Source organism: Phreatobacter aquiterrae (assembly GCF_053471285.1).
Genome location: NZ_JBJPHW010000003.1, coordinates 400,287 through 424,116 on the forward strand (window position 1 = coordinate 400,287; position 23,830 = coordinate 424,116).

General features: G+C 67.7%; 19 protein-coding genes and 1 pseudogene. 8 read left to right on the forward strand and 12 right to left on the reverse strand.

Annotation, left to right across the window (positions count from 1 at the left end):
- The first annotated feature begins 115 nt into the window (after nt 1-115).
- Nucleotides 116-787 carry a YggS family pyridoxal phosphate-dependent enzyme gene (locus ACJ4V0_RS07040; protein WP_448298842.1) on the forward strand — a complete coding sequence of 224 codons (672 nt, stop codon included), beginning with the start codon at nt 116-118 and terminating at the stop codon, nt 785-787.
- Between the two features lie 12 nt (nt 788-799).
- Here the strand turns inward: ACJ4V0_RS07040 and ACJ4V0_RS07045 are convergent, their stop codons facing one another.
- Nucleotides 800-1,885, reverse strand: coding sequence for an ROK family protein (locus ACJ4V0_RS07045; RefSeq protein ID WP_448298843.1), 1,086 nt, complete (start codon nt 1,883-1,885; stop codon nt 800-802).
- 235 nt (nt 1,886-2,120) lie between these two features.
- Between ACJ4V0_RS07045 and otsB the strand changes: the two genes are divergently transcribed.
- The 7 genes and pseudogenes from otsB to ACJ4V0_RS07080 all read left to right on the forward strand — a co-directional run.
- Nucleotides 2,121-2,903 carry a trehalose-phosphatase gene (gene otsB, locus ACJ4V0_RS07050; protein WP_448298844.1) on the forward strand — a complete coding sequence of 261 codons (783 nt, stop codon included), beginning with the start codon at nt 2,121-2,123 and terminating at the stop codon, nt 2,901-2,903.
- A gap of 1 nt (nt 2,904) precedes the next feature.
- Nucleotides 2,905-4,719: a glycoside hydrolase family 15 protein gene (locus tag ACJ4V0_RS07055; RefSeq protein WP_448298845.1), complete on the forward strand. Its 1,815-nt coding sequence runs from the start codon at nt 2,905-2,907 to the stop codon at nt 4,717-4,719.
- Between the two features lie 132 nt (nt 4,720-4,851).
- Complete coding sequence (locus ACJ4V0_RS07060) at nt 4,852-7,095, forward strand: alpha,alpha-trehalose-phosphate synthase (UDP-forming) (RefSeq protein ID WP_448298846.1); 2,244 nt, start codon at nt 4,852-4,854, stop codon at nt 7,093-7,095.
- A 70-nt stretch (nt 7,096-7,165) separates the two neighbouring features.
- Nucleotides 7,166-8,620 (forward strand): MFS transporter, encoded by a 1,455-nt coding sequence (locus tag ACJ4V0_RS07065; RefSeq protein ID WP_448298847.1) that lies wholly within the window; start codon nt 7,166-7,168, stop codon nt 8,618-8,620.
- A gap of 128 nt (nt 8,621-8,748) precedes the next feature.
- Nucleotides 8,749-9,564, forward strand: coding sequence for an IclR family transcriptional regulator (locus ACJ4V0_RS07070; RefSeq protein WP_448298848.1), 816 nt, complete (start codon nt 8,749-8,751; stop codon nt 9,562-9,564).
- A gap of 142 nt (nt 9,565-9,706) precedes the next feature.
- Nucleotides 9,707-10,804, forward strand: coding sequence for an alkene reductase (locus ACJ4V0_RS07075; RefSeq protein ID WP_448298849.1), 1,098 nt, complete (start codon nt 9,707-9,709; stop codon nt 10,802-10,804).
- A gap of 34 nt (nt 10,805-10,838) precedes the next feature.
- Nucleotides 10,839-11,042: pseudogene (locus ACJ4V0_RS07080) on the forward strand (IS30 family transposase); the annotation flags it as partial.
- A gap of 165 nt (nt 11,043-11,207) precedes the next feature.
- Here ACJ4V0_RS07080 and ACJ4V0_RS07085 read toward each other — a convergent pair.
- From ACJ4V0_RS07085 to ACJ4V0_RS07135, 11 genes are all read right to left on the reverse strand, one after another.
- Nucleotides 11,208-11,996 (reverse strand): SDR family NAD(P)-dependent oxidoreductase, encoded by a 789-nt coding sequence (locus ACJ4V0_RS07085; RefSeq protein ID WP_448298850.1) that lies wholly within the window; start codon nt 11,994-11,996, stop codon nt 11,208-11,210.
- Between the two features lie 51 nt (nt 11,997-12,047).
- Nucleotides 12,048-12,899, reverse strand: a complete 852-nt coding sequence (locus ACJ4V0_RS07090; RefSeq protein WP_448298851.1) for an HpcH/HpaI aldolase/citrate lyase family protein — start codon at nt 12,897-12,899, stop codon at nt 12,048-12,050.
- A gap of 1 nt (nt 12,900) precedes the next feature.
- Entirely contained in the window at nt 12,901-13,362 is a 462-nt protein-coding gene (locus tag ACJ4V0_RS07095) for a MaoC family dehydratase (protein ID WP_448298852.1), read from the reverse strand.
- A 3-nt stretch (nt 13,363-13,365) separates the two neighbouring features.
- Nucleotides 13,366-15,333: an acetyl/propionyl/methylcrotonyl-CoA carboxylase subunit alpha gene (locus tag ACJ4V0_RS07100; protein WP_448298853.1), complete on the reverse strand. Its 1,968-nt coding sequence runs from the start codon at nt 15,331-15,333 to the stop codon at nt 13,366-13,368.
- Between the two features lie 2 nt (nt 15,334-15,335).
- The gene (locus tag ACJ4V0_RS07105; RefSeq protein WP_448298854.1) at nt 15,336-16,937 is read right to left on the reverse strand and encodes an acyl-CoA carboxylase subunit beta; all 1,602 of its coding nucleotides are present in this window, start codon (nt 16,935-16,937) and stop codon (nt 15,336-15,338) included.
- A gap of 66 nt (nt 16,938-17,003) precedes the next feature.
- Nucleotides 17,004-17,801: an ABC transporter ATP-binding protein gene (locus ACJ4V0_RS07110; RefSeq protein ID WP_448298855.1), complete on the reverse strand. Its 798-nt coding sequence runs from the start codon at nt 17,799-17,801 to the stop codon at nt 17,004-17,006.
- 18 nt (nt 17,802-17,819) lie between these two features.
- Nucleotides 17,820-19,013: an ABC transporter substrate-binding protein gene (locus tag ACJ4V0_RS07115; RefSeq protein ID WP_448298856.1), complete on the reverse strand. Its 1,194-nt coding sequence runs from the start codon at nt 19,011-19,013 to the stop codon at nt 17,820-17,822.
- A gap of 55 nt (nt 19,014-19,068) precedes the next feature.
- Nucleotides 19,069-20,118: a branched-chain amino acid ABC transporter permease gene (locus ACJ4V0_RS07120; protein WP_448298857.1), complete on the reverse strand. Its 1,050-nt coding sequence runs from the start codon at nt 20,116-20,118 to the stop codon at nt 19,069-19,071.
- 3 nt (nt 20,119-20,121) lie between these two features.
- On the reverse strand, nt 20,122-21,021 hold the full coding sequence (locus tag ACJ4V0_RS07125) for a branched-chain amino acid ABC transporter permease (RefSeq protein WP_448298858.1): 900 nt from the start codon (nt 21,019-21,021) through the stop codon (nt 20,122-20,124).
- Nucleotides 21,018-22,976, reverse strand: a complete 1,959-nt coding sequence (locus ACJ4V0_RS07130; protein WP_448298859.1) for an AMP-dependent synthetase/ligase — start codon at nt 22,974-22,976, stop codon at nt 21,018-21,020. Before ACJ4V0_RS07130 ends, ACJ4V0_RS07125 begins: the two co-directional genes overlap by 4 nt.
- Nucleotides 22,973-23,767, reverse strand: coding sequence for an ABC transporter ATP-binding protein (locus ACJ4V0_RS07135; RefSeq protein WP_448298860.1), 795 nt, complete (start codon nt 23,765-23,767; stop codon nt 22,973-22,975). Before ACJ4V0_RS07135 ends, ACJ4V0_RS07130 begins: the two co-directional genes overlap by 4 nt.
- Nucleotides 23,768-23,830: the final 63 nt, after the last annotated feature.

Sequence of the window (23,830 nt, forward strand, 5' to 3'; positions counted from 1 at the left end):
CGCGGACAACACACGAAAGGGCCCGGCCGGTCAAGGATTTGGCGCATGCGGGCTGCCATCTGGCCCCGTTCAGCGGCCCGTGCTAGCCCGGAGGCCCCGCCGTGGAGCCCGAACCATGTCCGATGCCGTGTCCCGTCTCGCCGAAGTGAGGGCTGCGATTGCCGCCGCGACCTCCGAGGCCAAGCGACCGGAGGCGTCGGTGACGCTGGTGGCCGTGTCGAAGACCTTGCCGGCCGAGGCCATCGAACCGGTTCTGGCGGCCGGCCAGCGCGTCTTCGGCGAGAACTATGTGCAGGACGCCAAATCCAAGTGGCCGGAGCTGCGCCAGCGCTATCCCGACGTTCAGGTCCACATGATCGGGCCGCTGCAGTCGAACAAGGCGAAGGAGGCCATCGCCCTCTTCGATGTCATCGAGACGCTGGACCGCTCGTCCCTCGCCCGCGAGCTGCAGAAAGAAATCCAGAAGGCCGGCGGGACCCGCTGTCCGCGCTTCCTCGTGCAGGTGAATACCGGCGCCGAGCCGCAGAAGGGCGGCGTGTCGCCGGAGGAAGCCGACGCCTTCATCCGCACCTGCCGGGAGACCTACGGCCTCGAGGTCGAGGGCGTCATGTGCATTCCCCCCGTGGACGAGCCGCCGGCGCCGCATTTTGCTTTGCTCACCACCATCGCCCGCCGCAATGGCCTGAAGACCATCTCCATGGGCATGAGCGCCGACTTCCCGACCGCCATCGCCATGGGTGCGACCCATGTCAGGGTGGGCAGCGCCATCTTCGGCGCGCGCGGCTGACGACCGCTCCGGTCAGTCCTTGCCGCGATTGACATAGGTGGCGTTGCCAAGGCCGGTGCCGATGGTGACGACCCCCCACGCGGCGACGTCCTGCATGTCGGGGACCTCGCTGAGGCCCTGGACCACCGCGTCATTGTGCATGACGACGAGGGTTTCGTGTCCGCCGATCTCGGGAATCGCCTTGGTCAGGGCGGCGGGCAGGTTGAAGTGCTCGCTCTCCCAGTTGCCGCCGGGGAGGTTCTGACCGCCGCGATCGATCGACCCGTCGACCTTGATCAGCCCCGGACAGCCGATGCCGATCACCGGGGCGAGCGTCAGCCCGTCCTTCGCGGCCTTCGCGATCAGGTCGTCGAGCATCCCCGCCAGCCGCTCGATGGCCGCAGTCCGCGCCGGACTGTCGTCGGCATGGCGCCACAGGTCCGATTTCCAGACCTCGGCTTTCGACAGGTCGGCGGCCTTCTTCAGGTTCAGCGCCACGACGCCGGCGCGCATGTTGGTGCCGCCGATATCGATGGCGAGGATGCCGTCATGGCCGGCGAGCATCCAGGCGGGCATGAGATGGGCGGCGCCGATCAGGCCGGCCTCGTCCGGGTGATGGCGGATCGGACGCATGTCCACGGTGAGCCCGTCGGCCTTCAGGAGGATGCCGGTGCGTGCGATGGCGAGTTCGCCGATGCGGCTGTTGCGGAAGCCGCCCCCGACGGCGACCCGCTCCACATTCTCCCATCCCTTCGTCCGGCGAAACCGCCGGATTACCGCCGCAAGCTCCTGGGCGAAGTCCTCGATGGCGCCATGGACGAGGGCGGCCGCTTCAGGGTCCTCACCCTGCAGCGCCTTGTCGAGCTGCTTCTTGCTGAGATCGGCCGTCTCCACGTCGCCGAAGGGGTCGGTATCGAGCCGGCCGAGACGCTCGCGCCAGTCGTCGAGCTTTTCTGTGAAGGCGCGCTTGCTGGCGCGGTCACCCACAAAGCCCTCCTTGTCGCGCAGTTCGAGGTTGTAGCCCGATACCGTAACGGAGGGCAGTTCCACCGCGCCATGGCCGGCGATCGGTTCCCGGCCGCCAGATCGTGCCACCTTCTTTGCGGTTGTCTTGCCCATCTGCGCCACCGAGTATGAAATCAACTGCCACCAACGCGCAGCGGGACCTGGCGTTCCGTGGCTCGTCGACCACCGAAGCGGAGGAAAAAATGTCCGGGAGGACCGGAACCGGATCGCCGATCAGGCGTTTGCAACCCATGGGGTCAGTTCGAGGGGCCGGTATCGTCGTGGAAAATTCGATCGCTGCGGGCTGCCGCCTGGTTGGCTCCGCGGCTGCCGGACGCAGGCGCCGATCATGCTCCTGAATCCCCGCCCGCACCCGGAGGTGGGCGATCTGACGTCCCGGATCATCGCCAATCCCGACCGCTACGCCCTGTTCTCGGATTTCGACGGAACGCTGGCGGAGATCGCCGAACAGCCAGAAAAGGTCGTCGTTCCGGCCGACCTCGCGCCCGCCATGGCCGCGGTCAGGCTAATGCTTGGCGGCGCCTTCGCCATCATCACCGGAAGACCCCTCAACCAGGTCGCCGGGTACGTGGGGTCGGCGGGGCTGGAGGCGTCCGGCCTCCATGGCCTCGAATTCTCCTTTGCGGCGGGGAGCGCCGGTTCTCGTGTGCCGCCCGAGGCGCCTCAGGACCTGGTCGGCGAGGTCGTGCGGATCGTGGCCCCCGAGCCCGGCTTCAGGCTTGAGCACAAGGGCGCGATCCTCGCCGTCCACTACCGGCAGGTGCCGGCCGCCGGCGGTTGGCTGCGCGCCGCGCTGGAGGACGTGATCGTGCGGCTCAGGCTGGATCACCACATCAAGGACGGGCGCGCGGTGATCGAGATCATCCCTAACGGCACGTCCAAGGGCACCGCGCTCGTCGAGTTCATGCGGCGCACCCCCTATGCCGGTCGCGTGCCGATCATGATCGGCGACGACCGCGCAGACGAGGACGCCTTCGCCGTCGCCGTTGCGTCCGGCGGGCTCGGGCTGCGCGTCGCCGGGGAACATTTCAGGGCGGGCGACGAGCCGTTCCGCCATGCCGGAGAGGTGCGCGCCTTCATTGCCGCCCTCGCCGCCGCGACGGAGCAGTGAGATGACGGCAGATCCGATGGGCGCAACCCGCCCCCCACGCCAGGCGCCGCCTCCGATGGCGGTGATCGGCAACAGCACGATCGCCGCGCTGATCGACGAGAAGGCCCGGATCCTCTGGGGCTGCTGGCCGCGCATCGACGGGGACCCGCTGTTCTCGGCGCTGGTGGGCGGCCCCGATCCGCAGCGCGGATTCCTGTCGGTCGAACTCGACGGTATGGTCTCCTCGAGCCAGTCCTACGAGCGCAATACCGCGATCCTGGTGACGGTGATGACATCCAGCGACGGATCGGCCGTGCGCATCACCGATCTGGCACCGCGTTTCAAACAGTATGACCGGGTCTTCCGGCCGCCCATGCTGATGCGGCGCATCGAGCCGATCGCCGGCAATCCGCGCGTCCGCGTCAGGATGCGGCCGACCATGGCCTATGGTCGGTATGACGGCCGTGCCATACCCGGCTCGAACCACATCCGCTACGTGTCCGATGCGGGCGCGGTACGGCTGACCTCGGACATACCGGTGGCCTACCTGTCGTCGGAGGCGCAGTTCGTCCTGACCCGGCCGATGACCCTCATCGTCCATGCCGACGAGACCTTTCCGAACTCCATCGAGGATGTCTGGTTCGCTTTCCTCCGGTCGACCCGCCAGTACTGGCTGGACTGGGTGCGCTATCTGTCCGTGCCCTACGAATGGCAGGAGGCGGTCATCCGCGCCGCCATCACCCTGAAGCTCTGCTCCTGCGAGGAGACCGGCGCCATCGTCGCGGCACTCACCACCTCCATCCCCGAGGCGCCCGGCACGGGCCGCAACTGGGACTATCGCTTCTGCTGGTTGCGCGACGCCTATTTCACCGTCCATGCGCTGAACAAGCTCGGTGCGACGCTGACCATGGAGTCCTTTCTCGACTACATGCGCTCGGTCATCGCAACGGAGAAGGGTCCGAACCTCAAGCCGGTCTATGCCATCGTGCCGGAGCACTCGCTCGAGGAATGGATCAGCGAATCCCTGACGGGTTTCAATGGCGACGGGCCGGTCCGCATCGGCAATGCCGCCGCCAACCAGGTCCAGCACGACGTGACCGGCAGCATGATCCTCGCGGCATCGCAGATGTTCCATGATCACCGCCTGCCGAAGCTCGGCGACGCGGTGCTGTTCCACGAACTGGAGGCGCTTGGGGAGCGGGCGGCCGCGTCGGCCTTCGAGCCGGATGCCGGAATCTGGGAATATCGCGGCCGACAGTCGATCCATACCCATTCGGCGGCGATGTGCTTCGCTGCCTGCGACCGGCTGGCGAAGATCGCCGAGCGGCTGGAGCTGCGGGTGCGGCAGGATTACTGGCGGGCCCATGCCGAGCGGATCCGCGCGGCCATCCTCGAGCGGGCCTGGAACGAACAGGAGGGCTTCTTCGCCGCCAGTTTCGACGGCAGCGGCGCGGATGCCTCGACGCTGCTGCTGCATGAACTCGGCGTGGTCGAGGCCAGTGACCCCCGCTTCATCCGCACCGTCGACGTGCTGCAGAAGCGGCTCACACGGCAAGGCTTCCTGCTCCGCTATGACGACCGGGACGATTTCGGCATGCCCGAGACGTCCTTCAACATCTGCACCTTCTGGCTCGCCGATGCGCTTTTCGCCATCGGGCGGGTGGAGGAGGCACGGGCGATCTTCGAGGCCCTGCTGGCCCGCCGCAACCATGTCGGCCTTCTCTCGGAGGACATCGATCCGGCGACCGGCGACCTGTGGGGCAATTTCCCGCAGACCTATTCGATGGTCGGCATCATCGTCACGGCCATGCGGCTGTCGCGCGACTGGGTCCACTAAGCGTTTCCGGCGGTCGCGGGCCGCAATTTTCCTTGGCATCCGAACCAACCCGGCCTGCCGGGCGTTCGGTCAACAGATGAAGGGGGTAAGGCGGGTTGCCGGAGCGGCGGCCCGGCACCCGGACGGGACCCGATGAAGCAGTTCACCCGAGGCGTAATGGTCATGGCCCTGGCGGTCGTGTCCCTGGTCGGTCTTCTCGCCGCGCTCGTGCCGCTGTCGAATTCGCTCATCGAGCAATGGGCGCGCCGCGACGTGGAGCTGCGCTCGGCGCTGGTCTTCAATTCGATCAGGGATCGCGTCGCGCGCGAACTCGTCGGCCAGACGGAGGCGCTGGGACCGTTCTTCGAGAGGCTGACCGCCGACGAGCGCATCATGGCGCTCGGCCTCTGCGACGAGGCAGGCCGGATCACGGTGGCGACGCACCGCATGCCCGCCGCGATCGATTGCCGGGCACGGCCGCGTCCCGAGGGCGCCGAGGCCTCCGGCGCCTTCCGCTTCATGCAGACCCGCATCGATGGAGCGCGCGTCCTGATCGGTGTGTTTCCGCTGACAGCCGGCGGGCAGACGGCAAGCCTCGTCGTTCTCCACGAACTCGGCTTCGTCGCCGACCGCATCGTCGAGGCGCGCTGGTATCTGGTGATCGTCGGCCTGTCGCTGCTGCTGCTCGTCGGTGCTGTCGCCTCGCTCGCCATCGGGCTGCTGCAACGCCGCTACATGCGCGCCGTCCTCTCGAGCATCCAGGATCTGAAGACGGGCAATCCCGCGCGCACGCGGGGCGTCATGGACCCGGCGGTGCGGGAGGAGAGCCGGGAGATCCGTGGCCTGCTGCGCGATTTCCGCGAGAAGATCCGCCAGGAGGACGGCACCCCCGTCGAATGGTCGCCGTCGACGCTGCAGGACCTGCTGGAAAAGGAACTTCCCGACGCCGAGGTCTTCGTCGTCTCCAATCGCGAGCCCTATATCCACAATCACGATGGCGACCGCATCGTCGTCCAGCGCCCCGCCAGTGGCCTCGTCTCGGCGCTGGAGCCGGTCATGCGCGCCTGCGGCGGCGTCTGGGTGGCGCATGGCTCGGGCTCAGCGGACCGCGACACGGTGGACGCGCAGGACCACGTGCTCGTGCCGCCCGGCAAGCCGGCCTACCGCCTGAGGCGCGTGTGGATCAGCGACGAGGAGCAGGAGGGCTACTACTACGGTTTCTCCAACGAAGGGCTCTGGCCGCTCTGCCATCTCGCCTATGTCAGGCCGATCTTCCGCGAGAGCGACTGGCAGCAATATGTGGCGATCAACCAGCGCTTCGCCGACGCGGTCGTGCGCGAGGCCACGCGGCCCGATCCGGTCATCATGGTGCAGGACTATCACTTCGCCCTGCTGCCGCGGATGATCCGCGAGCAATTGCCGAAGGCCACCATCCTGACCTTCTGGCACATCCCCTGGCCGAACGCGGAGGCCTTCGGCATCTGCCCGTGGAAGGAAGAGATTATCGCCGGCCTGCTGGGATCGACGGTGCTCGGATTCCACACCCAGGCCTATTGCAACAACTTTTTCGACACGGTCGACCGCTTCATGGAGAGCCGCATCGACCGCGAGACGCGCTCCGTCGTCTTCGGTGGCGAGGAGACGATGGTCAGGCCCTATCCGATCTCGATCGAGTGGCCGCCGGCAGCGCTGCTGACACAGCAGCCGGTGGAGACCTGCCGCAAGGCCGTGCGTGAGCGCTACGGCTTGTCTGCGGACATGAAGATCGGCGTCGGCATCGAGCGTTTCGACTACACCAAGGGCATTCTGGACCGGCTTCTGGCCGTCGACGAGTTGCTGACGCGCCAGCCGCAGTGGAAGGGGCGCTTCACCTTCATCCAGATCGTTGCGCCGACCCGGTCGAAGCTGCCGAGCTATACCAACCTGCAGAAGGAGGCGGCCCGCATCACCGAGGAGGTCAATGCCCGCCACGGCGATGCCGGATACCAGCCGATCCGCCTCGTCGTGCGTCATCACGAGCCGGACCAGGTCTATGAACTGTTCCGCGCGGCCGATCTCTGCGTGGTGTCCAGCCTGCACGACGGCATGAACCTGGTGGCGAAGGAATTCGTCGCCGCCCGCGACGACGAGCAGGGCGCGCTGGTGCTCTCGCGCTTCGCCGGCGCGTCGAGCGAACTGTCCGAGGCGCTGATCATCAATCCCTACGACGTCCAGGGCATGGCCGACGCCATCAGCCGCGCCCTCGTGATGCCGGAGATCGAGCAGCGGGAGCGCATGCGGCTCATGCGCGCGCATGTGCGCGAGCGCAACGTCTATCGCTGGGCCGGCCAGATCCTCCTCGACGCCTCGCGCCTGCGCAAGCGCCAGCGTGTGCAGGAGTTCCAGAACGGCAATTGATGCATCTGAGGGCAACCCGGAACGTCATTGCCGCGTTGCCGGAACGCGGCAATGGCGGAGGAGGGCGGCTTTGACGAAGACAGCGACGGCGGCGGGCAGCGACACGATCGTCGAGACCGACATTCCCGCGCGGCTCGACCGGCTGCCGTGGGGCCGGTTCCACACGCTCGTCGTGGCGGCGCTCGGGATCACCTGGATCCTCGACGGCCTCGAGGTCACCCTCGCGGGCACCGTGGCCGGTGCGCTCAAGGCGAGCCCGGTGCTGCAGTTCTCCAACACCGATGTCGGGCTCGCCGCCAGCGCCTATCTGGCGGGGGCGGTGCTCGGAGCGCTGTTCTTCGGCTGGCTGACCGACCGGCTCGGCCGCAAGAAGCTCTTCTTCATCACCCTCACGGTCTATCTGATCGCCACCGCGGCGACGGCCTTCTCGTGGAATCTGTGGAGCTTCATGCTGTTCCGCTTTCTCACCGGCGCCGGGATCGGCGGCGAATATGCCGCCATCAACTCGACCATCCAGGAGCTCGTGCCGGCGCGGGTCCGGGGCTGGACCGACCTCGTCATCAACGGCTCGTTCTGGATCGGCGCGGCGCTGGGCGCCCTCGGCGCCATTGTTCTGCTCGACCCAGCCCATTTCGCCCCGGACCATGGCTGGCGCGCGGCTTTCCTGATCGGATCGCTGCTCTCTCTGGTCATCTTCCTCATGCGCATGTGGCTGCCGGAGAGCCCGCGCTGGCTGATGACCCATGGCCGGATGGCCGAGGCCGAGGCCATCGTCGCCGGCATCGAGGCGAAGCTGCGGGCCGAAGGGCACGTCATCCCCGATACGCCGGCCGCGAAGATCCGTCTTGAGCCGCGGACCTCCACACCATTCTCGGAGGTCTTCGATACGCTCCTGCGGCGGCACCGCGACCGTGCGGCCGTCGGCTTCACGCTGATGGCGGCGCAGGCCTTCTTCTACAACGCCATCTTCTTCACCTATGCCCTGGTTCTGACGGACTTCTACGGCATCGCCCCGGCGCAGGTCGGCTGGTACATCCTGCCCTTCGCGCTCGGCAACGTGCTGGGGCCGATCCTGCTCGGGCGCTTCTTCGACACGATCGGCCGACGGCCGATGATCGCCTTCACCTACACCATGTCCGGCCTTTTGCTGGCCGGCACCGGCTGGATGTTCGCCGAGGGCCTCCTGACGGCGCAGACGCAGACGCTCTGCTGGATGGTCATCTTCTTCTTCGCATCGGCGGCGGCCAGTTCGGCCTATCTCACCGTCAGCGAAACCTTCCCGCTGGAGCTTCGGGCGCTCGCCATCGCCATCTTCTATGCGATCGGCACCGGAATCGGCGGGATCGTCGGCCCCTGGCTGTTCGGCGCGCTGATCGAGACGGGATCGCGATGGTCGCTGTTCGGCGGCTACATCCTCGGCGCCGTCCTCATGCTGATCGCTGCGGGCGTCATGCTGCGCTACGGGGTGGCCGCCGAGCGGCGGGCGCTGGAGGATATCAGCAAGCCGCTGTCGCACCGCGACTGACCTCGTTTGCGCAAGGCAAAGTCCCACCCAGGGCATGGACGGGCCCTTGCAAATGTATCGGCAGACAATACAAGCGTTCCGGATCGTGACGGGGCAGCGTGCGCCTGCCGTGCAGAGGAAAGCTGATCGTGTCGACCCAGCCCGGCTTCGAGCGCCGTTATCAAGCTCCGGAACGCGAGCCCATCATCGAGGTCGACGAGCGCCTCTTTCTCAAGTCGGCCGCGCGTTCCTTCTACGTGCTCGAGGCCTTTGCCCGCAATCCGCGCCCGCTGTCGCTGGCGGAGGTGGCCAAGGGCGCCAAGATCAGCAAGAGCGCGGCCCAGCGCGTCGTCCAGACCCTGCTGGTGCTCGGCTATCTCGAGCGCTCGGCCACCGGCACGGGCGTCGTTCCCGGCCGCCGCATCCTCGACCGCTCCTTCGACTACCTGCGCTCGAACCCGCTCATCGAGCGCGCCACCCCCATTCTCACGGAATTGCGCAAGAACACCGGCGAGCGCGTCGATCTCAGCCTCTTTGACGATGTCACGATCCTCTATGCCATCCGCCAGCAGAGCAAGCGCGAGACCTTCTACGCGACCCTCGCCGGCCGCCGCATGCCGACCTTCGCCACCGCGGGCGGGCGGGCCATGCTGTCGCTGCTCGACGACCGCCATGTCGATGACATCCTGCGCCGCAGCAAGCTGGCGCCGCTGACGCCGAAGACGCTCATCGACGTGAGGCTCATCCGCCAGCGTATCGAGGATGCGCGCCGGGACGGCTATGCCTGGGTCCAGGAGGAGAGCCTTCTCGGCGAGATCGTCATCGCCGCCGCGGTGACACGCGACCGGACGACGCCGGCTGGCGCCATCCATATTGCCGGCTCGCTCGCCGACTGGACCGCCGACGAGTTCCGCAGGCGGTTTGCGCCCCTCGCCATCGAGGCCGCCCGGGCGCTTTCGGCCTGAGCGCCGTCCCGCCCCGCGGCGCACCGCTTTGTGATGGCAGCCACGCGATCCCCCGCCTTGCTGCACTGCAACCGGCCGCCCACTTCAACCTGACGCGCAACCGGACTGCCGGTCGCGCACCCGCTTTCCGCCGGAGACCTCCATGAGCACTGATCCAGGCCCGCTGTTCCAGCCCTTCACGCTGGGCGATCTCGTCCTGCCCAATCGCATCGTCATGGCGCCGCTGACGCGCAACCGCGCCGCCGCGGGCACCGATGCCGCCCATGCGCTGACCGCGACTTATTACCGCCAGCGCGCCGCGGCCGGCCTCATCATCTCGGAGGGGACGCAGATTTCACCGCAGGGCCAGGGCTATCTGCAGACGCCCGGCCTCCACAGCGAGGCGCAGATCGCCGGCTGGAAGCACGTGACCGACACCGTCCATGCCGCCGGCGGCCGCATGTTCGCGCAGATCTGGCACGTCGGCCGCATCTCGCATTCCTCGCTGCTGCACGGCGCAGCGCCGGTCGCGCCTTCCGCCATCACCGCGAAGTCGAAAACCTATATTTCCGGCGGCTTCGCCGAGGTGTCGGCGCCGCGCGCGCTTGAGGCCTCGGAGATTTCGGACGTCGTCGCCGACTATGCCCAGGCCGCGGTCAATGCGCAGAAGGCCGGCTTCGACGGCATCGAGATCCACGGCGCCAACGGCTATCTGGTCGACCAGTTCCTCAAGGACGGGACCAACACCCGCACCGACGCCTATGGCGGTTCGGTGGAGAACCGCGCCCGCTTCGGCCTCGAGGTGGTCGATGCCATCCTGAAGGTCTATCCGAAGACCCGCCTCGGCATCCGTCTGTCCCCCGTCAGCCCGGCCAATGACGCCGTGACCTCCGATCCGGCCGAGGTCTTCGGCTATTTCGTCGCGGAACTGTCGAAGCGCGACATCGCCTTCATCCACGTCGTCGAGGGCGCCACCGGTGGCTCGCGCGACAACGTGCCGTTCGACTATCAGGCGCTGCGCAAGAGCTTCGCCGGCGCCTATATCGCCAACAACGGCTACACGCGCGATCTTGCCATCGAGACCGTCCGCGACGGTCGGGCCGACCTCGTCGCCTTCGGCCGGGCCTTCATTGCCAATCCGGATCTGGTGGAGCGCCTGCGCCGCGATGCGCCCCTCAACGAGCTCGACCGGACGACGCTCTATGGCGGCGACGAGAAGGGCTATGTCGACTATCCCGCGCTCGCGGACGTTGCAGCCTGAGGCGGGTGTCAGGGGCGGCTCCGGCCGCCCCTGTTCGCCAAACAGGGAGAGTGGCCTGCTGCGCCAGTACTTCCCAAAGGGCACTGACCTCAGCGCGCATGGGATCAACGAGATCGCCGCCGTCGCCGCGGCGCTCAACTCGCGGCCGAGGAAAACGCTCGGTTGGAAGACGCCAGCTGAGGCGCTTGGCGCTCTGCTAAGACAAGCAGAAAAACGAACCATTGCGACGACCGCTTGAATCCGCCTTGGCTGCCCTGGTCCGAGTGATGCAGCAGCGCATCCGGATTGCCCCCGCGCCAGATCGCCTTGACGAGCGCGTCGGTGACGAGCTGATGTTGACAGCTCAACTCGCGCAACTTGCCTCGGGCAAGACCGGGCGGTGCGAGCGGCCAAAGCAAGATCCTCAAATGGCCGAGATCCCACCCGTGATGCTTATCGTCTGTCCTGTCATTCGCGCCGCGGCGGGGCTTGCGAGGAATACGACCGCCTGAGCGAGATCGTCCGCGGTCACGATCCCGAGGTCGGCCATGTTCTCGGCCTTCCCGAAGAGCCGGCCGGCAAAGGCGTCTGCCTTCAGCTTTGCATAAAGCGGTGTGTCGCCGACGATGCTCGGGGTCAGGCAGTTGACTCGGATCCCATGGCGTTTGGCCTCCCGCGCCATGCCGCGGCAGAACATGGTGATGGCGGACATGGCCGCGCCGATGACCGTTTCGCCGGGTGTCGCGACCTTGGCCGCGTCCGAGGCGAGGCAGATGATGGCACCGCCGCCCTGGCGGGTCATCTGGGGCAGGATCGCCCGTGCGGGCAGGATGATCCCGCTGCAGATCTGCATCATTGTTGGAATGATGTCGTCAAGCGGGATGGTGTGCAGCAGACGGGGCATGGGGTCACCACCAGCAGAACTGACGAGGATGTCGATGCCGCCCATCCCCGAGACGGCGGCCTCGACCACCGGGGCGATCATGGTGGGTCGCGTCGCATCGCAGGCCATGAACCGGATGTCGGCAGAAGGGAACATCTCGCTTAGGTCGTCCTGAGCCGCGGCACCACGCTCACTGTTACGACCGGATACGACCAACCGCGGCAAGCCGGCGCGCAGCAGGGCCCTGGCGCTGGCCAGACCTATGCCGGCCGTCCCGCCGAAGATCAGCGCCGAACTCTCGCCGATAGCCTTCACCGAATGGTCAACCAAAATGTCCGCTCCCTGGGCTGCCGATCACCGCGGACGCACCGCCGGCCTCCGTCATGCTCGTCCGTGTTCGCCCAATATCGACCGGGCGCGCGCCGCGTGCGGTGCGTCGACCATCTGCCCGTCGACCACCGCCACCCCGCTGGCCGAGGTAGCGAGGGCCTGCAGAACGTCGCGCGCCCAGGCGATCTCGGCCTCCGTGGGCCGGAATACCGCGTTGATGACCTCGACCTGCGTCGGGTGGATCGCCGCCTTGCCATCGAATCCGTCGCGGCGCGCGGCTTCAGCCTCTGCGGCGAGGGCATCGAGATCGCGGATGTCGGTGTGGACAGCGTCGATGGCGAGGACACCGGCGCGCCGCGCCGCCAGGAGGCACAGGTCGCGGGCGAGGCGGAACGGACTGGTGTAGGCGCCATCGGCATTGCGGTTGGCGGTAGCACCGAGCTCGGCGGCAAGGTCCTCGCCGCCCCAGAGCATGCCCCTGAGGCGCGGGTGCCGCCAGTCCTGTGCCGCGAGCGACAGCACCGAACCCACCGTCTCCGTCGCCACGACGAGGATTTCCGTCCGTTCCGCCTCGGGCTCCAGCGCGGCGATGCGATCGGCGAGTTCGGCGATGTCTGCCGGGCCTTCCGTCTTCGGCAGCATGACGAGGTCCGGTTTCAGCGGCATCACGGCGGCAAGGTCGTCGCGGTTCCATGGCGTGGCCAGGCCGTTCACCCGCACCGCGACCTTCGGCCCTCCCGCGGGGCGGGCGGCGAGATGGGCTGCGAGCAGGGCCCGCGCCTCGACCTTGGCGGAGAGCTGGACCGCATCCTCGAGGTCGAGGATCACGGCATCGGCGCTGCTGGAGAGCGACTTCTCCAGCATCTTCGCCGAACCCGCCGGAACGAAGAGGAACGAGCGCATGTCAGGCGGCCGGCTGTGGCCGCATCATCATCAGCGCCTGGCGGTCGCAGATGCCGCAGACGACGCCATCCTGATTCAGGGCCTCGTGGCGGAGGGTGACGATGCCCTCGCCCGGCCGTGACTTGCTCTCGCGCTTGGCGAGGACCGTCGTGCGGATGCGGATCGTGTCGCCTTCGAACAGCGGATGGGGGAAGCGAACGTCGCTCATGCCGAGATTGGCGACGGTGGTGCCGAAGGTCGTGTCATTCACCGACATGCCGACCATCAACCCGAGGGTGAACAGGCTGTTGACCAGCGGGCGCTTCCACACGCTGCGGGCGGCCGCCACATTGTCGATGTGGACGGGCTGGGTGTTCATCGTCAGCAGCGAGAACCACTTGTTGTCCGCCTCGGTAATGGTCCGCGTCCATTCGTGTTCGAAGACCCGTCCCGGCTCGAAATCCTCAAACCACAATCCAGCCATGGCTCATTCCTCCTCGGGCGGTGCGATGTCGATCAGTGCGGCGCCAGCGGCGACAGTCGCGCCGGTCTTGTGGTGGACGCGGGCGATCCGGCCGGCGCGCGGCGCGGTGAGCGTGTGGACGAGCTTCATCGCCTCCATCTGCACGAGGCTCTGCCCCTTCTCGACGATCGCGCCCTCAGCGACGAAGAGGCCCGTCACGACGCCCGGCAAGGGTGCCGTCAGGTGGTTCTCGTCGGCTGCTCCGCCTGCCTCCGCCGACGCGGCCTCGATGGCGAGCGCGGCCCTTGCGTTGATGGCGAGCCCGCCACGGGTCACCTGGACGCGATCGGCTTCGACCCTGGCAAAGCCCGTCACGCTGACGTCCACCACGATGCCGTCCTCGAACAGCGCCGTCGTTCCATGAAGCCCCCGCGCGACGGTGACCGTCGTCTCGCCGAACTCGTCTGCCAGATGGACCTCGACCTTGGCCGGCCGGCCCATGGCCGTGACGCGGAAGCCGCTGCGCCGCCGCCACGGACTGTCGGCGCCGGCCCGCTGCTCCGATGACCAGGCCACTGCCGCCTCGGCCCGGAGGTGCCGCAGCGCGTCGGTGTCCGGAGCCCAGCCCTCGGCGAACTCGCGGGCGAGGAAACCCGTGGTCAGATGGCCGGACGCGAAATCCGGACGTGTGGCGCAGGCGCGCAGGAAGGCGGCATTGGTGCCGACCCCCAGCACGGCGAACTCGTCGAGAGCCGTCACGAGGTTGGCGACCGCGACATCGCGATCCGGCCCCGCGGCGATGACCTTGGCGACCATGCTGTCGTAGTGGAGGCCAATCTCGGAGCCCTCGCCGATGCCCGTGTCCAGCCGCGCGCCGCGTGGCGGCCGAAGGGCCGTGACCGTGCCGGTCGAGGGCTGGTAGCCGCGGTCCGGGCGCTCGGCGGCGATGCGGGCCTCGATGGCGTGGCCACGCAGGCGGATATCCTGCTGCCGCGCCGGCAGTGGCAGGCCCGCGGCGACGCGGATCTGCCACTCGACGACGTCGATGCCGGTGACTGCCTCGGTGACCGGGTGCTCCACCTGCAGGCGGGTGTTCATCTCGAGGAAATAGGGCTCGTCGTCGCCTGCCTCCATGATGAACTCGACCGTGCCGGCGCAGCTGTAGCCGATCGTCCGACCGAGCCGCAGAGAGCGGTCGTAAAGTTTCTCGCGAACCTCCTGCGCGAGGTGCGGCGCCGGCGCCTCCTCGAAGACCTTCTGGTTGTTGCGCTGGACCGAGCAGTCGCGCTCGAAGAGATGGACGAGATTGCCGAGTTCATCGCCCATGAGCTGGACTTCGAGGTGGCGCGGATTGGCGATGAGCTTTTCCAGCAGCACGGCGTCGTCGCCGAAGGCAGCGCGCGCCTCGGCCTTCGCCGATTGAAGCGCCGAGGCCATCTCGGAGGCGACCTCGACGCGGCGCATGCCGCGCCCGCCGCCGCCGGCCGAAGCCTTGATCAGCACGGGATAGCCGATGCGTTCGGCCTCGGCGGTGAGGCGCCCGAGCGACTGGTCCTCACCGAGATAACCCGGCACCGTGGCGACGCCCGCCGCTACCGCGATCTTCTTCGCCTCGATCTTCGAGCCCATGGCGGCGATCGCGCCTGGCGACGGACCGATGAAGACGAGACCGGCGTCCAGACAGGCCTGGGCGAAGCCGGCATTTTCCGAGAGGAAGCCATAACCGGGATGGATGGCGTCGGCACCGGACTGTCGCGCCGCGGCGAGGATGGCTGGCACACTCAGATAGCTCTCGGCTGCAGACGGCGGGCCGATCCTGATGGCGGTGTCGGCCTGCCGCACGTGGAGCGCACCGGCATCTGCGTCGGAATAGACCGCAACGGTCGCGAGGCCGAGCCGGCGGCAGGTACGGATCACCCGGCAGGCAATTTCGCCGCGATTGGCGATGAGCACGGACCGGATGGGACGGGGAGCTGTGGCGAGGTCGCTCATGATCACATCCGGTACACGGGCCGATAGCCGAGGCTCTGCGGCTGCATCGCTCCCGTCGCGAGGCACAGCGCGAGCACCGAGCGGGTATCCGCCGGGGCGATGATGCCATCGTCCCAGACCCGCGCCGTGCAGTAGTAGGGATTCGATTTCTCGTCGAACTGGCGTCGGAGCTCGGCCTCGTAGGCGGCCAGTTCCTCCTCCGTCGCCGGATGTCGCGAGATGCTGGCGCGCCTCAGATCCATTAGCACCGAGGAGCCGACGTCGGGGTTCATGCCGCCGAGGCGGGCGTTGGGCCACATGAACATGAAGCGCGGGCGGAAGCCGCGGCCGCACATGCCGTAGTTGCCTGCGCCGTAGGACCCGCCGGTGACGAGGGTGTAGCGCGGCACCCGCGTGTTGGAGACGGCATAGACCAGCTTGGCGGAGTTCTTGGCGATGCCGCCGCGCTCGGCATCCGAGCCCACCATGAAGCCGGTGGTGTTCTGCAGGAACAGGAGCGGGATGTTGCGCTGGTCGCAGAGGCCGATGAAGTGCACGCCCTTCAGCGTGCTGTTGGAGAAGAGCACGCCATTGTTGGCGATGATGCCCACGGGGAAGCCGTCGATATGGGCGAAGCCGCAGAGCAGCGTCTCGCCGAACTGCGGCTTGAACTCGTGGAACTCGCTGCCGTCGACGATGCGGGCGATGATCTCGCGCTGGTCGAGCGGGCGGGAGAGGTCGTTGCCGACGATGCCCGGCAGCTCGGAGGCGTCGAAGAGCGGCTCGCGCGGGGCGATGCGGTTCGGGGAGAAGGGCTGCGGATAGTTCAGTGCGCCGATGATCTCGCGCAGCTTGGCGATGGCTGACCGCTCGTCCGGGGCATAGTGGTCCGAGACGCCGGAGACGGTGGTGTGCATCAGCGCCCCGCCGAGGGAGTCGCGGTCCACAACCTCGCTGATGGCCGCGCGGACGATCTGCGGGCCGCCGAGATGGATGGAGGAATTCTCCGCCACCATGACGAACTCGTCGCAAAGCACCGGAATATAGGCGCCGCCGGCGGTGGACTCGCCGAAGACCGTCGCCACCTGCGGAATGCCCTCCGCCGACATGCGGCACTGACGATAGAAGGTGCCGCCGAAATGCTCCTGGTCGGGAAAGACGTCCTCGAGGTTCTGCAGGTTGGCGCCGCCGCAATCGACGAGATAGACCACCGGGAGGCGGTTCTCCTGGGCGATGTCCTGGGCGCGGATGTGCTTGCGCACCGTCTCCTTGAAGAAGGAGCCGCCCTTCACCGTTGCGTCGTTGGCGATGATCATGCAGGTGACGCCGCGCACCGTGCCGATGCCGGTGACGATGCCGGCCGACGGCAGGCCGTTGTTGTACAGGCCCCAGCCGGCGAGCGGCGACAGCTCGAGGAAGGGCGTCAGCGGATCGATCAGCAGGTCGATGCGGTCCCGGACCAGCAGTTTGTTGCGCTTGTAGTGGCGCTCGATCATCTTCGCGCCGCCGCCAGCCAGCGCCCAGTCGAACTTGGCGTGGAGATCGGCGAGCAGGCCGTCATAGGCCTCGGCGTTCGCCCGGAAGAGCGGGTCGTTCGGGTTGCATCGGCTGGTCAGCTGGGCCATCGGTTCAATGCCTGTGGTCGGGCGTCGGCTGCGGAGAAGAGCGGCGGGAGGCGAAGGGGAGACCCGTCACCCGAGCCACCGCTTCCGCCGGCGGTAGTGCTTGATGTTGCGGAAGCGGTCGCGCCCCTCGGCGCCCGAGAAGCCGAGGTAGAATTCCTTGACGTCCTGGTTGCTTTCCAGCTGCTCGCGCGTGCCGTGGAGCACGATGCGGCCGGCCTCCATGACGTAGCCGTAGTCGCACTGGCGCACTGCCGCCCGGGCATTCTGCTCGACCATGAGGATGGTCAGGCCCTCTTCCTTCCGGATGCGGCCGATCGTCTCGAACAGCTGCTCGACGAGCAGCGGGGCGAGGCCCATGGAGGGTTCGTCAAGGATCAGGATGCGGGGCCTGGCCATCAGCGCCCGGCCGACCAGCATCATCTGCATCTCGCCGCCGGAGAGATAGCCTGCCGTGCGCTGCAGGAGGTCGGGAAGGCGGGGGAAATAGCTGAAGACGCGGTCGAGATCGGCCTTCACCGCCCGGCGGTCGGCGCGCAGATGCGCGCCGACCATCAGGTTCTGTTCGACGGTCAGGTGCTCGAGGACCTTGCGCCCCTCCAGCACCTGCACCACGCCCCGCCGGAAGATGGCCGCGGCATCCGCATTGCGGATGTCCTCGCCGTCCAGCAGGACCTGGCCGGCCGTCACCTCACCAAGCTCGGCATGGAGCAGGCCGGAGATGGCCTTCAGCGTCGTCGTCTTGCCGGCACCGTTGGACCCGAGCAGAACCACCATGCTGCCGTCGGGAACCTCGATGCTGACCGAGCGCAGGACCTGAATAACCCCGGCATAGACCACGTCGACATTGGTGAGAGACAGACCCATCTCAGTGCCTCTTTCCGCTTACCACTTGGTGATGGCGGGAACGTCGATCCAGCCGCCGCCGAGCGGCACGATCTGGCCGTTCCTCACCACCTCCGCAGTCGCGCGGATCTGGCCGATCGGGAAAGGCGCTGTGGTGTCGAAGTCGAGCGTCGGCAGCGCGCCGAGAAGCTCCTGCTCGGTATAGACATTGTCGAGCAGCGCCTGGCGCATGGCCTCGCCCGTGACGTTGTCACGACCGACCTTGGCCACCGCCCGTTCCAGAACCCGCAGCGCCAGCAGGGCCTGGGCGGCGGACTGGGCGGTGATCAGACCCCAGGTTCCTTCCTTGCGGTGGCGATTGAAGATGTCCCGGATCGGCAGATTTTCCTGCGCCGGCGAGGCGAAGGAGAAGGCCGAGTAGAATCCCTCCATGTCAGCCAGCGCGGTGCCCTTCGCGGCCTCGGTCAGGCCGTTGTGCGTCGAGGTGATCACCGGAATGCGCGCGCCGAGTTCCTTCAGAGCGCTGGCCGTCGCCTGGACCTGTGCCGTCGTGCCGCCGACGATGATGACGTCGGCATTCTGGCCCACGATGGTGCGGACGCTGCTGGTGAGAGAGACGGGCGCAGTGTCGGCCCATTGCGTGTCCAGCATTTCGAAGCGGGCCGGATAGGTCTTGGCCATGTGGCGCAGGCCGTTGATCTGGTCGACGAAGCCCGCCTGATTCTGCGTGCTGATCGAGGCGATCCGGAGCACGCGGTTCTTCTCCTGCTGCATGCGGGAGAGCAGGCCGGCGAACTCATGGCTGTAGGTCGGGCGGATGGCGTAGTGCCAGCCGTCGGGCGACCAGACGAGGCCGACCATGGCCGTGCCGATCAGCATGGGGACCTTGTCGTTGGGCAGGCGGCGCATCAGGGTGGTGAGGTCCGGCGAGCCGAAGCCGAGGTGCATGATCGGCTTCTCGGAGCGCAGGATCGCCGGCCAGGTGCGGGCGATGACCGCCGCGTCGTAGCGCATGTCGTGGATCGACAGCTTGACGGTGACGCCGATCTTCTTGCCAACCTCCTCGTTCCACCAGTCGGCGATGGTCTTCACCCCCGACATGGCGTTGGGCATGACATTGGCGAAGGGCCCCGAGAAATCGGCGCTCACGCTCATCACATATTCCGCGGCGGTCGCGGGCAGGCTGGCGACGAGCCAGGCCGCCGCGGCGATCAATTTCGTTCTCAGCTTCATCGGTCTTCCTCCCTGTTGTCCGGTTGCGACCCGGGTTGTCGTCTCGCCGTTCCGCTCAGTTGCGCGGGAACGGCCAGATCTGAAATGCGTTGCGCAGAACGGACCAGCGATGGGCGAGCCCGCGCGGTTCGAAGATGAGGGCGAGGAGGATGCAGCCTCCCAGGATGATGGAGGTCAGCGCGAACAGCGTGCCGCCGCCGCCGGCGCCCACCTGCATCAGCGTGTTGGCGACCTTGTGCAGGCTTTCCTGCACGACGGTGATGAAGACGACGCCGAGGATGGCTCCGAGCGGCGAGTGCAGGCCGCCCACGATGAGCATGCCGAGGTACCAGACGGAGGCGAAGAGCGTGAAGCTCGAGGCCGTCACGAACTGCAGCACATAGGCCATGCAGGCGCCCGCGACGCCGGCGAAGAGCGAGCCGACGAAGAAGGACATGACCTTCACCTTCAGCACCGGGATGCCCATGACCTCGGCGGCGACATCGTTGTCGCGCACCGCGATCATCGCCCGGCCGAAGCGGGAGTGATGCAGGCGGAACACCGAGACGGTCAGCACGGCGACGATGGCGAGCGTAAAGTAGTAGAGCCGCGCCGGGCTGCCGAGGTCGTAGCCGAAGAGGCTGAGCGGCTCGACCGGCATGCCGGCGAGGCCGCCGAGCCATCCCGGCGGCAGGGCGTAGATGACGATCGGAAACATGGCCTGCGCGGCGAGCGTGGTGAGCGCGAGGTAGAGCCCCTTCACCCGCGCCGCCGGCAGGGCGAAGAGGATCGAGACAAGGCCGGTGCAGAGCGCCGCGATGGGAATGACCAGGAAGACCGGCACGCCGTAGCCGGAGAGCTTGGCGGCGGCGAAGGCGCCGACACCGACGAAGGCCGACTGGGCGATGTTGATCTGCCCGGCCATGCCGACGGTCACATAGAGCCCATAGACGGCCATCAGCGTGATGAACATCTCGCTGGCGATGCCGGTGAGATAGGCGCCGGCGAAGAAGGGCGCGACGAGGAGGCCGACGACCAGCGCCGCCATCCAGAGCTGCGACCGCCGCGTCTTCAGGACGCGCGTCTCGGCGGCATAGCTCTCGAAGTGAATACCCGTGGGAAGCATCGCTCAGAGCCTTTCGATGCGCTTCCAGCCGAACAGCCCCTGGGGCCGGACGAGCAGGACGGTGATCATCACCACGTAGGGAAGGAGACCGGAGGCGGCGCCGTTGGTCAGCGGGTCGAGATAGGCCATGGCGAGGGCCTCGCCGATGCCGATGAGGATGCCAGCCAGTGGCGCGCCGCGGATGGATTCAAGTCCTCCGAGAAGGGCCACCGGCAGTGCCTTAAAGCCGATATGGGCGACCTCCAGCGAGACGACCCGACCCGAAAGAAGGACGATGGCCGCGGCGGTTGCCACCAGCGTGCCGAGAATCCAGGCGGTCGCGATGGCCGAGCGCACCGAGACGCCGAGCGACATGGCGGTGCGGTGGTCCTCGGCGACGGCGGCGAGACGCAGGCCCTGCCGGGTCCGGGTGAAGAAGGCGTGCAGCCCGATCGCCAGCAGGACCGAGAACAGACCTCCGAGCGCCAGCGGCGTCGAGACGAGGAACGGCCCGACATGGAAGGCGCCCTCGGGGAGGATGGCCGGGAAGGCGCGGGTGTCGGCGGTCCAGACGAGCTGGGCGGTGCCGCGCAGCATGATGAGCAGGGCGACGGAGGCCATGAAGATGGCGAAGGCCGGCTGACTGATCAGTGGGCGGAAGACGAAACGCTCGAGGATGAGGCCGAAGGCGATGCAGGCGGCAAGGGTCATCGCGAGGCTGATGACCAGCGGCACCTCCCATCCCGCCGCCTTCATGCCGGCGGTGAAGCTCCACAGCAGGAGCGCGCCGATGACGAGCACCTCGCCTTGAGCGAGGTTCACGATGCGCGAGGCGCGGTAGATGACGACGAAGGAGATCGCCACGAGGCCATAGACGAGACCGACCAGGGCGCCCTCGATCAGGATCTGAACGAGCTTGATCATGCCGGCTCTCCCAAGCGGTTGATGGCGACCGGCGCGTTCAGCTTGCTGGTGGTTCCATCCTGGTAGCGGACCTCGATCTCGGTCCGGATCTCATCGCGGCCCTCGTAGAGCGCCTCGATGATCGCGATGTAGCGGTCGTAGATCTGGCCGCGGCGCAGCTTGCGCGAGCGAGTCAGCTCGGACTCGTCGGCATCGAGTTCCTTCGGAAGGTTGGCGAAGGCGGCGATGCGGGCGCCGGGATCGAGGAGGCGATTGACGCGCGCGATGGCCTCCGACACCTCGCGGCGCACCTCGGCAAGCTGGCTCAGCTCCGGGAAGGTGCCGTAGGCGAGACCCTTCAATTCGGCGAAGCGGCCGGCGATTTCCGAATCGACGTTGATGAGCGCCACGACCCGCTCGCGCGTCTCGTCGCCGATCACGATGGCGTCGCGGATCAGCGAGGCGGCCCTGAGGTGGTTTTCGATGAACTGCGGCGGATAGGATTGGCCGCTGCTCAGTCGGCGCAGGTCCTTGAGACGATCAAGGAAGACCAGCTCGCCGCTCTCGTCGATGCGCACGGCATCGCCGGTCTCGAAGCCCTCGGCGACGGTGCCCATGTCGCGGGTGGCCTCGGGATCGTCGAGATAGCCGAGAAAGGCCATGACCTTCAGGCGCAACTGGCCCCGCTCGTCGACCCAGGCCTCGATCGGCGTCGCGATCGAAGGATCGGAGGGCATCAGGCTGCCGAGCGAATGGGCGTTGCGGCTGCCGGGGCGGTGCGTCGAGATGAGGCCGAGTTCGGTCGAGCCGTAGAGGTTGCCGAGCGGCACGCCGAAGGCGCGGAAGCGCTCGAACAGCTCCGCCGAGAGGCCGGCGCCGCCGGAGAGCACGGCGCGCGCCTGCGTCAGGCCGAGGAGGTCGCGCACGCCCTTGAGGACGAGTGTCTCGGCAAGCCGCCACCTGATATTGGCGAGGAGACCGTCCACCTCGCCGCGGACCTTCCTCAGGCCCTGCTCGAGGCCCCAGCGGTAGAGCGCCTGACGCCAGCGGCCGGCCGCCATCATGCGCGCCTCGATACCGGAAGCCTGCATTTCCCACTGGCGCGGGGTGAACATCAGGAACTCCGGACCGATCTCGCGCAGGTCGTGCTGCACCGTGTCGGGCTTCTCGGCGAAGTGCAGCACCATGGGGGCGAGCAGCGGCAGGGCGATGCCGAAGAACTGCTCGGCGGCCCAGGCCGGCGAGATGTAGGACAGGTAGTTGCCGCCGGGCCTGACGTTGAGCGAGCCCATGAGGCGGTGGGCATTGTCGAGGATGAAGGCGTGCGACAGCACCGCCGCCTTCGGCCGCGACGTCGTGCCGGAGGTGTAGCAATAGGCTGCCGGCTCCTCCGCCCTGCCCTCGGCGATGCGCGCATCGACCCAGGCGGAGGATTCATACTCCCTGCCGGCCTCGATCAGCCGGGCGAAGGAGATGAGGCATGGATCGTCGTAGGACCAGAGCCCGCGCTCCTCGACGAAAACTGCGCGTCGGATGCGCGGGATGCGCGGCAGGCAGGCGAGGATCTTGTCGATCTGCTCCTGGTCGTGGCCGAGGGCCATGACCGCGCCGGAGTGATCCAGCGCGTAGTGGAGCTCGTCGGCCGGCGCGTCGGGATAGACGCAGACGGTGATGGCGCCGATCGACTGCACCGCGAGCTCGGTGATGAACTGCTCGGCGGTGTTCTCGGAGATCAGCGCCACGACCTCGCCGCGCTTCAGGCCGATGGCGGCGAAGCCGCGGGCGACGGCGCGCACCTCGTCCAGCACCTGACGCCAGTTCCGCCGCTGCCAGATGCCGGCGTCCTTGAACTTCAGTGCCGGCGCGTCGGGAAACTCGGCGGCGTTGTCGCGCAGCAGCTGCGGAAGCGTGCGCCCCTCGGAACGGCGCAGGCCCTCGGCCGGCGGATCGGCGCGGAAGATGTGGGGGGCGCTCATGCCGCGTCTCCCAGATAGGCGTCGATGACGGCGGGATGGGCGCGGATCTCCTCCGGCGTGCCGCAGGCGATGACCTCGCCGAAATCGATCACCGTGATGCGGTCGGAGATCGACATGACGACCTCCATGTCGTGCTCGACGAGGACGACGGGGATGCCCATACCCTCGCGGATGTCGAGGATGAAGCGGGCGAGATCCTCCTTCTCCTCGTTGCTCATGCCGGCCATCGGCTCGTCCATGATGAGGATGGCCGGATCGAGGGCCATGGCGCGGCCGAGATCGACGCGCTTGCGCATGCCGTAGGACATGTCGCCGACATGGGTGTGGCGCTGCTCCTCGAGTTCGAGGAACTCGATGATCTTCTCGGCCCGCGCCGCGAACTCCTCCTCCTCGCGCCGCGTCGGTCCCCACCACAGCAGCGCCGAGAAGGGGCCGGTCCTCATCCGCATGTGGAAGCCCGTGAGGATGTTCTCCCGCGCGGTCAGCGAGGGATAGGTCTGGATGCCCTGGAAGGTCCGGCTGATGCCCATTTCCGCACGCTTGTGCGGCGTGAGGCCGGAGATCTCCTGCCCCTTGAAGCGCACGTTGCCGGACTGCGGCCGGTAGAAGCCGGAAAAGCAGTTCAGCAGGCTCGACTTGCCGGCGCCATTCGGCCCGATCACGGCGTGGATCTCGCCCTCCAGCACGGTGAGCGAAACGGATTTCAGGGTCTCGACGGCCCCGAAACGCAGGCACAAGGCCTCCGCTTCCAGCACCGCCGGCCTGCCGGTCGGCATGGCCTCGATGGTCATGGCTTCCCCCTGCGGTGGCGCGACCGTCGCGCCACCGTTGCTGGTCTTCTTGTCGTTGAGGCT

Bases quoted from the DNA above. Each gene is read 5' to 3' on its own strand.
- ACJ4V0_RS07130 (WP_448298859.1), bottom strand. From the start codon at position 22,976: ATGAGCGCCCCCCACATCTTCCGCGCCGATCCGCCGGCCGAGGGCCTG.
- ACJ4V0_RS07045 (WP_448298843.1), bottom strand. From the start codon at position 1,885: ATGGGCAAGACAACCGCAAAGAAGGTGGCACGATCTGGCGGCCGGGAA.
- ACJ4V0_RS07125 (WP_448298858.1), bottom strand. From the start codon at position 21,021: ATGATCAAGCTCGTTCAGATCCTGATCGAGGGCGCCCTGGTCGGTCTC.
- ACJ4V0_RS07105 (WP_448298854.1), bottom strand. From the start codon at position 16,937: ATGGCCCAGCTGACCAGCCGATGCAACCCGAACGACCCGCTCTTCCGG.
- ACJ4V0_RS07100 (WP_448298853.1), bottom strand. From the start codon at position 15,333: ATGAGCGACCTCGCCACAGCTCCCCGTCCCATCCGGTCCGTGCTCATC.
- ACJ4V0_RS07120 (WP_448298857.1), bottom strand. From the start codon at position 20,118: ATGCTTCCCACGGGTATTCACTTCGAGAGCTATGCCGCCGAGACGCGC.
- ACJ4V0_RS07060 (WP_448298846.1), top strand. From the start codon at position 4,852: ATGAAGCAGTTCACCCGAGGCGTAATGGTCATGGCCCTGGCGGTCGTG.
- ACJ4V0_RS07075 (WP_448298849.1), top strand. From the start codon at position 9,707: ATGAGCACTGATCCAGGCCCGCTGTTCCAGCCCTTCACGCTGGGCGAT.
- otsB (WP_448298844.1), top strand. From the start codon at position 2,121: ATGCTCCTGAATCCCCGCCCGCACCCGGAGGTGGGCGATCTGACGTCC.
- ACJ4V0_RS07095 (WP_448298852.1), bottom strand. From the start codon at position 13,362: ATGGCTGGATTGTGGTTTGAGGATTTCGAGCCGGGACGGGTCTTCGAA.
- ACJ4V0_RS07090 (WP_448298851.1), bottom strand. From the start codon at position 12,899: ATGCGCTCGTTCCTCTTCGTTCCGGCGGGTTCGGCGAAGATGCTGGAG.
- ACJ4V0_RS07110 (WP_448298855.1), bottom strand. From the start codon at position 17,801: ATGGGTCTGTCTCTCACCAATGTCGACGTGGTCTATGCCGGGGTTATT.
- ACJ4V0_RS07055 (WP_448298845.1), top strand. From the start codon at position 2,905: ATGACGGCAGATCCGATGGGCGCAACCCGCCCCCCACGCCAGGCGCCG.
- ACJ4V0_RS07115 (WP_448298856.1), bottom strand. From the start codon at position 19,013: ATGAAGCTGAGAACGAAATTGATCGCCGCGGCGGCCTGGCTCGTCGCC.
- ACJ4V0_RS07135 (WP_448298860.1), bottom strand. From the start codon at position 23,767: ATGACCATCGAGGCCATGCCGACCGGCAGGCCGGCGGTGCTGGAAGCG.
- ACJ4V0_RS07040 (WP_448298842.1), top strand. From the start codon at position 116: ATGTCCGATGCCGTGTCCCGTCTCGCCGAAGTGAGGGCTGCGATTGCC.